We start from the raw sequence: 12,955 nt of genomic DNA on the forward strand, positions 1-12,955 counted from the left end.
GGGAGGACGAGATGATTAGGCTTTATCGCCCAGCAGAACGGATTCCAGCGCGATTTTAATCATGTCATTAAAGGTGGTCTGACGCTCAGCGGCAGTGGTCTGCTCGTGGGTACGGATGTGGTCAGACACGGTGCAGATGGTCAGCGCTTTGGCACCGAACTCCGCCGCGACACCGTAGATGCCCGCCGCTTCCATTTCCACGCCCAGAATGCCGTACTTCTCCATCACGTCGAACATTTCACCGTCCGGAGAGTAGAACAGGTCTGCGGAGAAGATGTTGCCCACGCGCGCATCCACACCCAGGTTTTTCGCCGCGTCTACCGCGTTACGCACCATATCGAAGTCCGCGATGGCGGCAAAGTCGTGATCTTTGAAACGCATACGGTTGACTTTGGAGTCGGTGCAGGCACCCATACCGATCACGATATCGCGCAGCTTAACGTCCATACGCACTGCGCCGCAGGAGCCCACACGGATGATCTTCTTCACGCCGAAATCGGTGATCAGCTCTTTGGTGTAGATGGAGCAGGATGGGATGCCCATACCGTGACCCATAACAGAGATTTTGCGGCCCTTATAGGTACCGGTGAAGCCCAGCATGCCGCGAACGTTGTTCACTTCACGCACATCTTCCAGGAAAGTTTCAGCAATGTGCTTAGCGCGCAGCGGGTCGCCCGGCATCAATACGACGTCAGCGAAATCACCCATTTCTGCATTAATGTGAGGAGTTGCCATCTTTCAGTTCCTTTTCATTGAGATTTTCCCTCTCCCTGTGGGAGAGGGTTGGGTTGAGGGCATCAGACCGCACCCTTGTTTATTATGTGAGAGGGCCGGGGTGCCGGCATCAGGCCGCACCCCTGTCACATCAGAACATGGCCTTGCCATATTCCATGTCGGACGTACCAAAGTATTTCGCGATGGTCTGGCCAATATCCGCGAAGGTTTCACGGTGCCCCAGAGAGCCTGGTTTCACTTTCGGACCGTACACCAGCACCGGAATGTGCTCACGGGTGTGGTCGGTACCGGTCCAGGTTGGGTCACAGCCGTGGTCAGCGGTCAGGATCAGAATGTCGTCCTCACCCACCAGCTCCATCAGCTCAGGCAGACGACGGTCGAATAACTCCAGCCCACCGGCGTAGCCTGCAACGTCGCGACGGTGGCCCCAGGAGGAGTCAAAGTCTACGAAGTTAGTGAAGACAATGGTTTTATCGCCCGCCTCTTTCATCTCTTTGATGGTGGCATCAAACAGCGCGTCCAGACCGGTGGCTTTCACTTTTTTGGTGATGCCGCAGTTGGCGTAGATATCCGCGATTTTACCCACGGAAACCACCTGGCCGTCTTTCTCGTCGACCAGTTTTTGCAGCACGGTCGGTGCCGGTGGCTCAACGGCCAGATCGTGACGGTTGCCGGTACGCTGGAAGTTACCCGCTTTGTCGCCGATAAACGGACGCGCGATGACGCGGCCAATGTTGTAGCCGCCTTCGGTCAGCTCTTCTCGGGCGATTTCGCACAGCTCGTAAAGTTTATCCAGGCCAAACGTCTCTTCGTGGCAGGCAATCTGGAACACGGAGTCAGCGGAGGTATAGAAAATCGGCTTACCGGTTTTCATATGCTCTTCGCCAAGCTGGTCCAGAATCACGGTACCGGAGGAGTGGCAGTTACCGAGGTAACCCGGCAGGTTAGCGCGCTTAACCAGTTTATCCAGCAGCTCCTGCGGGAAGCTGTTTTCGTGATCGGAGAAATAGCCCCAGTCGAACAGAACTGGCACACCGGCGATTTCCCAGTGGCCTGACGGGGTATCTTTACCGGAAGAGAGCTCGTGCGCCCAGGCGTAGGCGCCCACCACTTCCGCGTTACCGTCCATACCGGCGGCGATTTTACCCGTCGCGCCTTCGTGGGCCTTCACCAGGCCCAGGCGGGTCAGGTTTGGCAGAGTCAGAGGGCCTTTACGACCGTTGTCCGCTTCGCCTTTTGCGCAGGCTTCAGCGATGTGACCCAGGGTATCGGAACCCACGTCACCAAAACGTTCTGCATCTTCGGTTGCGCCGATGCCGAATGAGTCCAGCACCATAATAAATGCACGTTTCATAATTGTTCTCCGTACGTAGTGCTTCAAAAATGAGTGATCAGATCAGTATACCGCTATTCAGTGACACGGCGATAGACCGTCGGGGTGGTTTCCGGCGCTTTATCGTCAAGGGAAATTGCCGCTTTCACCGCCTTCGCCGCTTCCTGCCAGCTGGCTTCATCTTTCGCGTGGATCACCGCCAGCGGACGCTGCCCGTCAACGCTGTCACCCAGGCGGGCCATGTCGGTGAAACCGACGCTGTAATCAATAGTGTCCGAGGCCTGACGGCGACCGCCACCCATCGAGACGACCGCCATGCCAAGCGCGCGGGTGTCCATCGCTGAGACGAAGCCTTCGGTATCCGCATACACGGCTTTGTTGAGCGTCGCCGTCGGCAGGTATTTGGCATAGTTTTCGACGAAGTCGGTTGGCCCTTTTTGCGCGGCAACCATCCGGCCAAAGATCTCGGCCGCTTTGCCGTTGTCCAGCACCGCCTGCAGCTTCGCCCGCGCCTCTGCATCGTCTTTGGCAAGCTTGCCGGAGATTAACATCTCGACGCACAGCGCCATGGTCACGTCGAGCAGACGTGGGTTACGGTACTCTCCGGTCAGGAACTGCACCGCTTCACGCACTTCGACGGCGTTACCCGCGCTGGAGGCCAGCACCTGGTTCATATCGGTCAGCAGTGCGGTGGTGCGCACGCCCGCGCCGTTGGAGACGCCAACGATCGCTTCGGCAAGCGCTTCAGAGAGCTCATAGGTTGGCATAAAGGCGCCGCTACCCACCTTCACGTCCATCACCAGCGCATCCAGCCCTTCCGCCAGCTTTTTCGCCAGAATAGAGGCGGTAATCAGCGGGATGGAGTCCACGGTGGCGGTAATATCGCGGGTGGCGTAGAAACGCTTGTCCGCTGGCGCAAGCGAACTGGTCTGGCCGATAATCGCCACGCCAACGTCTTTAATAATATCGCGGAAGCGATTGTCATCCGGGAAGATATCGAAGCCCGGAATGGCTTCCAGTTTGTCGAGCGTACCGCCGGTATGACCCAGGCCACGCCCGGAGATCATCGGGATGTAACCGCCGCAGGCTGCCACCATCGGGCCCAGCATCAGGGAGGTGACGTCACCGACTCCGCCGGTGGAATGTTTATCGACGATCGGGCCGTTAAGGTTAAGACTTTTCCAGTCCAGCACCGTTCCTGAATCCCGCATCGCCATGGTCAGCGACACGCGCTCAGGCATAGACATATCGTGGAAGAAGATGGTCATCGCGAGGGCGGCAATCTGCCCTTCAGAGATGGTGTTATCGCGAATGCCGTTGATAAAGAAGCGGATCTCTTCGTCGCTTAAGGCCTGACCATCACGTTTTTTACGAATAATTTCTTGTGCGAGAAACACGGTAACCTCCCGGAAATAGGCCGGGAGCGCAACGCGTCACCCGGCAATTCATACTTAGTAGCTGCTGGCGCTCTTACCGTCGCCATGACCCAGCGCTTTCAGCAGGCTTGCCAGCAGGCTGGATGCGCCGAAACGGTAGTGACGGGAATCCGCCCACTCTGCGCCAAAGAGTTCATCGGCAATGGCGAGGAACTGCTGGGCGTCTTCTGCGGTACGCACGCCGCCAGCCGGTTTGAAGCCGACGGTTTTTTCCACGCCCATGTCGCGGATCACTTCCATCATGATGCGCGCGCTTTCCGGGGTTGCGTTCACCGGCACTTTACCGGTAGAGGTTTTGATGAAATCGGCGCCCGCTTTGATCGCGATTTCAGACGCTTTACGAATCAGCGCCTCTTCTTTCAGCTCGCCGGTTTCGATGATCACTTTCAGCAGCACGTTTGCCGCGGCACAGGCCTCTTTACAGGCTTTCACCAGGTCAAAACCGACCTGCTCGTTGCCAGCAATCAGCGCGCGATACGGGAAGACCACATCCACTTCGTCAGCACCGTAGGCAATGGCGGCGCGGGTTTCGGCCAGCGCGATCTCAATATCGTCGTTCCCGTGCGGGAAGTTGGTAACGGTCGCAATGCGAACTTCCGGCGTGCCCTGCTCTTTCAGCGTTTTACGCGCAATCGGGATAAAACGTGGATAGATACAGACGGCAGCGGTAGTCCCCACCGGGGTTTTGGCCTGGTGACACAGGGCGATCACTTTTTCATTAGTGTCGTCGTCATTCAGGGTAGTCAGATCCATCAGTTTCAACGCGCGCAGGCTGCTTGCGGTTAAATCGGTCATATCAGTCTCCAACGGCTTTGCCGTAAAATTTCACCTTGCGGGTCTGTGAATATTCTAACATCCACCCGCACACACACTTCGACATTCATCACAGTTAATGAAAACTGCATACAAATTTGCATTACTGTAATGAGATCCAGTTCAAATAATCTCACCCTGACGGCTGAGGATGACCTCAGGCAGACGCGTAGGTTTACAAGCCAGATGCCGCACGCTCTCTCCAGGTGGCTCATGCCAGACCGTAGTGCGAATTGTTATAATTCTAACACAAGAGGAAATTGAGCGTCGCGTAAAACAAATCTGCCGTCATCGCTATCGCGCTCGGCCTGAAGCCTTTTTGTAAGTGTATATCTGCCTGAAAGATGTGCACGTCACACGCACGAATGTATGCGCAGACGTAGAGTGGAAGGAGACTGAGACAATTTTAACGTTGATTTATTATGTGCAGATGACGCCGGAAGGTTCGCTGCTGAAGTTGGCAAAAGATATTTGCCTGTGCAGAAAATTTTACCTTTGCATCACATCGATGAATGATAAAATTTTCACAAATAGCGTTATTTTGTGGTCAGTTGTGACAACACACTGCCGCTGACCAGGATATCGGCGCAAGCGGGGATCATAACGATCCCTCAGGCACAATCTTCAGAGCGGCAGTTCAAAGAGCGCGCGGGTATTATCCAGCAGCGCCCCGGCGATCACCTCTGGGGGTTCATTACGCAGTTCGCAGAGAGTGGCAAAGACCCGGGCCGCCTGCTCGGGGCGATTCGGTTGCCCCTGAAAACCGTTAAGCGGCATGTCAGGCGCATCGGTCTCCAGCAATAGCGCGGAGAGTGGCAGCTGCGCCATCACATCACGCGTTTTACTGGCACGCGGATAGGTAATGGTGCCGCCGACGCCAATTTTGTAACCCATGTCGATAAACCGCTGCGCCTGCTGCAGGCTGCCGGCAAAGCCGTGCACCACCCCGGTACGCGGAAGATCCTGCCGCTTAAGGTGCATAGCCAGCTTATCGTGAGTACGGCGGGAGTGAAGAATCACCGGTAGCTCATAGCGTTTTGCCAGTTTTAACTGGGCCTCGAGGATCGCTTCCTGACGCGCAAACTGGGGATCAGCGCGATACAGATCGAGGCCGATCTCGCCGATGGCCACCAGCTTTTCAGGCCTGGCCTGAAGCGCCGCTTCCAGCGCCTCCAGATCGCGCTCCTGATGGGTTTCGATCACGATAGGATGCAGGCCGAGGGCAGCATACAGAGCCGGATGCTCGCCTACTAATTGCAGTACCTGCTCAAAGCGCGCAGCCTGAATAGCGGGCACGATGATCGCCTCCACACCCACCTTTGCCGCCCTCTCGATGCTGGCCGTCTCATCGCCAGTAAACGGAGGGAAATCGAAATGGCAATGGGTGTCTACAAAGCGGTAACTCACGCTAAATCCTCGTTATCAAACAGCGTATCGTTCGCCTGGGGAATATCCACCAGCGGCGTGGTAACGGCATCGTTGGCCACGGTTGCAGGCGGTACCACCACCGTAGCCGGGGGGATAAGCCGCGTATGGCGGCGCAGCGGTGGACTTTCCGCCAGCAGCTTGCCGAGGGTTGCCAGGAAATAACGCCCGCACTGGCGCCCTGTTTTGTAATCTTCCCGCAGCGCGGGCAGACGACTGCCCAGCGCCATACTGCTCAAAGGCCTGGGCGGATAGATTTCGATGACGCGCACCTTTCCCGGCGGCTTATCGATGAATTGCTGGATCGCGTGATAGGTCGTCTCATGATGATGTACGAGGTTCATCAGCGGCTGCAGGCTGCTCTCCCCAAGCCAGCGCTCCATGCGCTTAAACCACTGGGGGGTGTAGTACATCTGGGAGGGAACCGTGCGGATCACCACGATTGTCTGTGCTCCACGCCGGGCCGCCTCCTGCACCGGAATGGCATCGCTAACGCCGCCGTCCAGATAGTTAATGCCATCCAGTGTGGCGCCGTTACGATAGAAACCCGGTATGGCGCTCGAGGCGCGGATAATATCCAGCCAGTTCTCTTTCAGCGGGGAAAAATAGCCCGGCGTATAGTCATCGCTGCGACTTGCGCACATCCAGAAAGATTTACCGGTATCAAACAGCCTCGCGGCGGTGTCCATCGCCAGCGGCATTTGACGAGAGGTAGAGTCCAGTAGCCAGTCGAGGTCGATCAGGTTTCCTCCCCGCACAAAACGTACCGGGTCAAAAAACTCCCGCGAGGTGGTGTAGCGCATAATGACCTTGCGGGCATAACCGGGCTGATTACAGACATAGGCAGAGAGATTTTGCGCACCCGCAGAGGTGCCGAAATAGAGATCGAAGGGGTTAAATTGCGCGCGCATAAACTCATCCAGCACCCCTGCTGTGAAGATGCCACGCTGCCCCCCACCTTCGCAGACTAATGCTATCTGCCCGGGGCGAAAGGGTTTTATCGCCAGCGGCGCAATATTGCCGAGCGTAACGGGAATTCGCTGACCCACCTCTGCCTTCCTGTTTTTAATTATTGTGTCAGGACACAGTAACGCAAACGTGGCCTGTTCCTCAAACGGGAAAAGCCAGTCGCAAGGACTGGCTTTTAAGATGCTCCGGTATATCCGTGTTACGGATTAGCTGTTGCTACGGACGGCGTCGTCCGGTGAACAGGCTGACCAGGAACAGAACAATACCGACAACGAAGACAATTTTCGCCGCGCCAGCCGCGGTACCCGCCAGTCCGCCAAAACCAAGAGCGGCGGCAATTAACGCGATAACCAGAAATATAATGCCCCAACGAAACATAAGCCTCTCCTTTACCATAGTTAATGTCGACCGCTAAATCTGAGCGCTCAGATGCTCACGCGATATCTACAGGTGTAATTCTGATCTCGCCTTCTGGCCTCAGCCAGAAGGGCGAATTTAGATTTTTTATTTCGATTTCAGGTCGTTTTTAACGCTTTTCACGCCATCAACCGCTTTCGCGATGCTTTCAGCGCGGTCTACCTGCGCCTGAGAGTCAACCGTACCGGAGAGCTGAACTACGCCATCGGTAGTTTCAACTTTCACTTTACGTGACGGAACGATGTCATCTGCTAACAGTTTAGCTTTGATTTCGCTGGTGGTTGCAGTATCGCCTGCATAGCCTTTAACGCCCTGCTCTTTACCATCACGTACATGCAGTTTGTCGCTGACTGAGGAGACACCCTCAACCTCTTTCGCCACTTTCACAGCCTGTTCGGCTTGTGCCTGGCTTTCAACGAAGCCACTCAGGGTGACGACAGCTTTTTCCGTTTTCACGGAGATATCGGTGCTCTTGATATTATCGTGATCCACCAATGCCGCTTTAACTTTAGCCGTGATAGCACTGTCATCCATGAAATTACCGACTTTATTCATAGAGCTATCGATTTTTTCACCTGCGCTGCTCGCGCTGTTTTGCGCCTTGTCCGTGGTGGTCTCTTCCGCCAGCGCGGAACCACTTACCAGGGCACTGCCCAACATAACGGCCAGCAGGGTTTTTGAAATCTTCACACTTTTCATATTCATCGATGTACTCCTGTTATCTACTCGTTATTCGAGCGACGAATATCCCTTAGATTCAGTCTTTAATATTGTGAGAGAACACAGGGTGAGGATGAGAGACTTATCAACACGCATTGAACAGAGCTTTCATCCACACCCGGTGTTAAACACTGAGTTAAATATAGATCACAATTTTAACGCCGCTTTCAGAATCGAGGAAAAAATGAACAACCAAAAGCAAATCGCGGTGATTTAAGAACATTCCGCAAGGAGTTAATAAGGCAGGGAATTAAGCAGAGCACGGCGACAGCCGTGCTCTGAGAGGGGATTAGTGCTCGCGGGTTTTACGGAACTGTACGTCAGGATAACGTTCTTGAGTGAGGTTCAGGTTCACCATAGTTGGCGCGATATAGGTGAGGTTATCACCCCCATCCAGCGCCAGTTGAACTTCGTTTTTGCGCTTGAACTCTTCGAATTTCTTCACATCGGCACATTCTACCCAACGGGCGGTCGCGACGTTGACCGATTCGTAAATCGCTTCCACGTTGTACTCGCTCTTCAGACGGGCAACCACCACGTCGAACTGCAGTACACCCACCGCCCCTACGATCAGATCGTTGTTGGCGATAGGGCGGAATACCTGTACCGCACCCTCTTCGGAGAGCTGGACCAGCCCTTTGAGCAGCTGTTTCTGCTTCAGCGGATCGCGCAGACGAATACGGCGGAACAGTTCCGGAGCGAAGTTCGGAATACCGGTGAACTTCATCATTTCACCCTGGGTGAAGGTATCGCCAATCTGGATAGTACCGTGGTTGTGCAGACCAATGATGTCACCCGGATACGCCTCTTCTACATGCGAACGGTCGCCCGCCATGAAGGTCAGGGCGTCGGAGATCACCACGTCTTTACCGATACGTACCTGGCGCAGTTTCATGCCCTTTTCGTACTTGCCGGACACCACGCGCATAAAGGCGACGCGGTCACGGTGTTTCGGATCCATGTTGGCCTGAATTTTAAATACGAAGCCGGTGAATTTCTCCTCCTGCGCTTCCACTTCACGGGTGTCGGTTTTACGTGGCATCGGCTTCGGCGCCCACTCCACCAGGCCGTCGAGCATATGGTCTACGCCAAAGTTACCCAGCGCGGTACCAAAGAAGACCGGGGTGATATCCCCGCTCAGGAACAGCTCTTTATCGAACTCGTGAGAAGCACCTTTGACCAGCTCAAGCTCATCACGCAGCTGCGCCGCCAGCTCTTCGCCAACCGCCGCGTCCAGATCCGGGTTATCCAGCCCCTTCACGATACGGACTTCCTGGATGGTGTGGCCTTTACCGGTCTGATAGAGGTAGGTTTCGTCTTTATAGAGGTGATACACCCCTTTGAACAGCTTCCCGCAGCCAATCGGCCAGGTGATAGGCGCACAGGCGATCTTCAGCTCGTTCTCCACTTCATCCATCAGCTCCATCGGATCGCGGATGTCACGGTCGAGTTTGTTCATGAAAGTAAGGATCGGCGTATCGCGCAGACGGGTCACTTCCATCAGCTTACGGGTCCTGTCTTCAACACCTTTCGCGGCGTCAATCACCATCAGACAACAGTCCACCGCCGTCAAAGTACGATAAGTATCTTCGGAGAAGTCTTCGTGGCCCGGGGTGTCCAGCAGGTTGACCAGGCAGTCGTGATACGGGAACTGCATCACGGAGGTGGTAATAGAGATACCACGCTGCTTTTCCATCTCCATCCAGTCAGATTTTGCATGCTGGCTAGAGCCGCGACCTTTTACGGTACCGGCGGTCTGGATCGCCTGTCCGAACAGCAGCACCTTTTCGGTGATGGTGGTTTTACCGGCATCCGGGTGAGAAATAATGGCAAAAGTGCGGCGCTTGGCCACCTCCTGCAAATAAGGAGACAACGTCATAATTAATCTTCTAAGTAAGCACGGCGAAGCGCCACGCATGATGAATACGAAAAATTGCGGCTATTTTACCCATCAACGGGGGGGAGGCAATCAGTGTTTACACAGGAGCTGCTCCAGTTCGCTCAACGAGGTAACGGTCCAGGTCGGTTCGATGCCTTCAGGCAGCGCGCGACCGTGCGCATTTAGCCAGCAGGTAGCCAGCCCGGCGTTCATGCCGCCGCGAATATCAGACTCTGCGGTATCGCCCACCATCAGTACGCGGGCGCGATCCGGATTACCGGCAAGCTCCAGCGCATAGTCAAAAATACGCGGATCCGGTTTTGGTACACCGACCTCTTCTGAGATCACCAGCGCATCAAAGTAGTCACGCAGACCCGTGCGTTCGAGGCGGATCTGCTGCAGTGCCGTAAAGCCGTTGGTGATAATCCCCAGCTTCGCTTTGCCTTTCAATGAGTCCAGCAAAGAGACGGCACCCGGCAGCGGAGCGCAGATTTCAGCCATCGCATTAAGGAAGGCATCATTCAGTACGCCAGGGCTGACGTTCAGGCGGCCGGCCCAGAGGTCAAAACGCTGATGTTGCAGCTGTAACGCAGTGATGGCGCCATTCTGGTAATCGACCCACAAAGGTTTGTTCACCGCCTGGTAATCCTGAAAATCCTCAGCGGTAAAGGTGATGCTGTAATCCAGAAACATCCGCTGTAAGCCGCCAAACGAATCGAAAGTAAACAGCGTTTCGTCGGCATCAAAGAAAATCCAGTCCCAGTTCATTTTACAACCTTTTTAGTTATCCAAGCGGTACAGCCATGATGATGGCGTCTTCACGTCCTTCTGCAGTGGGGTAATAGTTACGGCGAATCGTCGCCTCGTTGAAGCCTAAGCTTTCATACAGGGCGATGGCGGCGACGTTCGATGCACGTACTTCCAGCCACAGCGTGAATACGTCTCGTGTTTCCAGCTCGCGAATAAGGTGCTCAAGCAGCGCCCTGCCCAGGCCACGGCGCTGGAAAGCAGGATCGACTGCAATGTTAAACAGCGTCGCTTCATCCAGAACAACCTGCGTGATGGCGAAAGCCGCCATAGTGCTATCGACATCCATGCGATAGTTCAGATACCGCTCACCCTGGTTGCTGGCGAAGGTTTTTTCACTCCACGGAAAGGCGTGGGCGCGTTTTTCAATGGCAAACGCCTGCGCTAAATCAGTCGTCGTGAGGGAAGAAATTGTGTTCATGTTCGCAGATTTGTTGCCACAGCGCGCTGAGGGCGGCCGGGTTGGCTTTAAGTTCGTCCAGCGCTGGGGTAGCAAGATTGCTGCCGTTAAGCGCCATCGCTTCCGTCACGCCGAGCTGCCAGCTGTTACAGCGACTCCCTTCTGGCAACATCGCCACGCGCTCCGGGGTGAGCTGTAGCACCTCATCGGGCGTCAGCTTCAGGGCGCGAAGGACATCGGTCACGAAAGGCTCGCTCAGCGCGGGCAGGTTATTTGCCACCATCACCAGGCGCACATGCGCAGGGAGGGAGATGGCGATTTCGCCCTGCAATGCCGCCGGGCGGCGCAGCGCCCACTGGGTAATGCCCAGCTGCTGTAATTGCCTGTCTCGTCGGGATGTCATTGCGAAAACTCCTGTCTGTCAGGCGCGCAAATATACCAAACTCGTCGAATCTGCGCCAACAAACAACTATAATCGCCGCCACTGATTATTGAGGAACAACTATGTCTGCATTTACCCCGGCAAGTGAAGTCTTGCTGCGTCACAGTGATGATTTCGAACAAAGCCGTATTCTGTTTGCCGGAGATATGCAGGATGACCTGCCTGCCCGTTTCGATTGTGCCGACAGCCGTGCGCACACTCAGCAGTATCACCACTGGCAGGTTTTAAGCCGTCAGATGGGCGAGCGTGCGCGCTTTAGCCTGGTCGCGGAGCAGAACGATGTGGCTGACTGCGACACCCTGATCTACTACTGGCCAAAGAATAAGCCGGAAGCCCAGTTCCAGTTGATGAACCTGCTCTCACTGCTTCCGGTGGGCTGCGATATCTTCATCGTCGGCGAGAACCGCAGCGGCGTGCGTAGCGCCGAACCGATGCTGGAAGAGTACGTCACGCTGACCAAAGTCGACAGCGCCCGTCGTTGCGGCCTCTATCATGGCCGTCTGGACAAAAAACCGGCGTTCGATGCCGAAAAATATTGGGGGGAATACGCCCTCGATACGCTTACCATCAAAACCCTGCCGGGCGTCTTCAGCCGTGACGATCTGGACGTAGGAAGCAAACTGCTGCTTTCAACCCTGACGCCACATACCAAAGGTAAAGTGCTGGACATGGGCTGCGGTGCAGGGGTGCTCTCCGCGGTGCTTGCCAGCCATTCGCCGAAGGTGCGCTTAACCCTGTGTGACGTGAGCGCGCCGGCCATTGAAGCCAGCCGTGCGACGCTTGCCGCCAATGGTATTGAAGGTGAAGTGTTCGCCAGCAACGTCTTCTCGGACGTGAATGGTCGTTTCGATATGATCATCTCAAATCCGCCTTTCCACGATGGTATCGAAACCAGTCTTGAAGCGGCCCAGACCCTGATTCGTGGTGCGGTGCGCCATCTGAACAGCGGCGGCGAACTGCGCATCGTCGCGAACGCCTTCCTGCCTTACCCAAAAATCCTGGATGAAACCTTTGGCTTCCATGAAGTGTTAGCCCAGACCGGCCGGTTTAAAATTTATCGCGCCATCATGACCCGCCAGGCGAAAAAATAACGTCTCCTGCCCGGCGTAAGCCGGGCACCGTTAAAGCCCATTTTTGCACCGTTCACGCTGCCCCTACGCATTTTTCTGTTGACGTCCTTCTTAAAACATCTAGAATGCGCCTCCGTGGTTACGATACTTTTAAAGTATCGATGGTTTGCGAAGGTGGCGGAATTGGTAGACGCGCTAGCTTCAGGTGTTAGTGTCCTTTGGATGTGGGGGTTCGAGTCCCCCCCCTCGCACCATAAATCACGTTGATATTGCTCGCACTGGGCGAAGGTGGCGGAATTGGTAGACGCGCTAGCTTCAGGTGTTAGTGTCCTTAGGATGTGGGGGTTCGAGTCCCCCCCCTCGCACCAACGAGGCGATATCAAAAAAAGTAAGATGACTGTGCGAAGGTGGCGGAATTGGTAGACGCGCTAGCTTCAGGTGTTAGTGTCCTTAGGATGTGGGGGTTCGAGTCCCCCCCCTCGCACCAAATCTTACCTTCTCTCTTGCAG

Annotated in this window: 13 protein-coding genes and 3 tRNA genes; 4 read left to right on the forward strand and 12 right to left on the reverse strand. The window is 55.3% G+C overall.

Going from position 1 to position 12,955, the window contains the following annotated elements:
* Positions 1-15 precede the first annotated feature (15 nt).
* From deoD to B3511_RS15795, 12 genes are all read right to left on the reverse strand, one after another.
* Positions 16-735 carry a purine-nucleoside phosphorylase gene (gene deoD / locus B3511_RS15740; RefSeq protein ID WP_040077274.1) on the reverse strand — a complete coding sequence of 240 codons (720 nt, stop codon included), beginning with the start codon at positions 733-735 and terminating at the stop codon, positions 16-18.
* A 130-nt stretch (positions 736-865) separates the two neighbouring features.
* The gene (gene deoB, locus B3511_RS15745; RefSeq protein ID WP_040077275.1) at positions 866-2,089 is read right to left on the reverse strand and encodes a phosphopentomutase; all 1,224 of its coding nucleotides are present in this window, start codon (positions 2,087-2,089) and stop codon (positions 866-868) included.
* A 53-nt stretch (positions 2,090-2,142) separates the two neighbouring features.
* Positions 2,143-3,465: a thymidine phosphorylase gene (deoA, locus tag B3511_RS15750; protein ID WP_286783753.1), complete on the reverse strand. Its 1,323-nt coding sequence runs from the start codon at positions 3,463-3,465 to the stop codon at positions 2,143-2,145.
* 54 nt (positions 3,466-3,519) lie between these two features.
* Positions 3,520-4,299 (reverse strand): deoxyribose-phosphate aldolase, encoded by a 780-nt coding sequence (gene deoC / locus B3511_RS15755; protein WP_040077277.1) that lies wholly within the window; start codon positions 4,297-4,299, stop codon positions 3,520-3,522.
* Between the two features lie 642 nt (positions 4,300-4,941).
* Positions 4,942-5,724, reverse strand: a complete 783-nt coding sequence (locus B3511_RS15760; protein ID WP_286783754.1) for a TatD family hydrolase — start codon at positions 5,722-5,724, stop codon at positions 4,942-4,944.
* Positions 5,721-6,791 carry a patatin-like phospholipase family protein gene (locus B3511_RS15765; RefSeq protein ID WP_233801893.1) on the reverse strand — a complete coding sequence of 357 codons (1,071 nt, stop codon included), beginning with the start codon at positions 6,789-6,791 and terminating at the stop codon, positions 5,721-5,723. The genes B3511_RS15760 and B3511_RS15765 overlap by 4 nt, the downstream gene beginning before the upstream one ends.
* Before the next feature lie 136 nt (positions 6,792-6,927).
* Positions 6,928-7,089, reverse strand: coding sequence for a DUF1328 domain-containing protein (locus tag B3511_RS15770; protein WP_046885052.1), 162 nt, complete (start codon positions 7,087-7,089; stop codon positions 6,928-6,930).
* 126 nt (positions 7,090-7,215) lie between these two features.
* Positions 7,216-7,833 (reverse strand): molecular chaperone OsmY, encoded by a 618-nt coding sequence (gene osmY / locus B3511_RS15775; protein ID WP_046885053.1) that lies wholly within the window; start codon positions 7,831-7,833, stop codon positions 7,216-7,218.
* Between the two features lie 304 nt (positions 7,834-8,137).
* Positions 8,138-9,727, reverse strand: coding sequence for a peptide chain release factor 3 (prfC, locus tag B3511_RS15780; protein ID WP_046885054.1), 1,590 nt, complete (start codon positions 9,725-9,727; stop codon positions 8,138-8,140).
* Positions 9,728-9,817: 90 nt separating this feature from the next.
* The gene (gene yjjG / locus B3511_RS15785) at positions 9,818-10,495 is read right to left on the reverse strand and encodes a pyrimidine 5'-nucleotidase (RefSeq protein WP_040077282.1); all 678 of its coding nucleotides are present in this window, start codon (positions 10,493-10,495) and stop codon (positions 9,818-9,820) included.
* Between the two features lie 16 nt (positions 10,496-10,511).
* The gene (gene rimI, locus B3511_RS15790; protein WP_286783755.1) at positions 10,512-10,955 is read right to left on the reverse strand and encodes a ribosomal protein S18-alanine N-acetyltransferase; all 444 of its coding nucleotides are present in this window, start codon (positions 10,953-10,955) and stop codon (positions 10,512-10,514) included.
* Positions 10,924-11,337 carry a DNA polymerase III subunit psi gene (locus B3511_RS15795; RefSeq protein WP_040077284.1) on the reverse strand — a complete coding sequence of 138 codons (414 nt, stop codon included), beginning with the start codon at positions 11,335-11,337 and terminating at the stop codon, positions 10,924-10,926. The genes rimI and B3511_RS15795 overlap by 32 nt, the downstream gene beginning before the upstream one ends.
* 101 nt (positions 11,338-11,438) lie before the next feature.
* Between B3511_RS15795 and rsmC the strand changes: the two genes are divergently transcribed.
* The 4 genes from rsmC to B3511_RS15815 all read left to right on the forward strand — a co-directional run bounded on the left by rsmC (position 11,439) and on the right by B3511_RS15815 (position 12,933).
* Positions 11,439-12,467, forward strand: a complete 1,029-nt coding sequence (gene rsmC, locus B3511_RS15800; protein ID WP_286783756.1) for a 16S rRNA (guanine(1207)-N(2))-methyltransferase RsmC — start codon at positions 11,439-11,441, stop codon at positions 12,465-12,467.
* A gap of 147 nt (positions 12,468-12,614) precedes the next feature.
* Positions 12,615-12,700: transfer RNA gene (locus tag B3511_RS15805), tRNA-Leu, on the forward strand.
* A gap of 28 nt (positions 12,701-12,728) precedes the next feature.
* Positions 12,729-12,814 (forward strand) — tRNA-Leu (locus B3511_RS15810).
* Positions 12,815-12,847: 33 nt separating this feature from the next.
* Positions 12,848-12,933, forward strand: a tRNA-Leu gene (locus tag B3511_RS15815).
* Positions 12,934-12,955 lie beyond the last annotated feature (22 nt).

The sequence above is a fragment of the Leclercia sp. UBA1284 genome, from assembly GCF_002308415.1.
Lineage (GTDB): Bacteria > Pseudomonadota > Gammaproteobacteria > Enterobacterales > Enterobacteriaceae > Enterobacter > Enterobacter pneumoniae.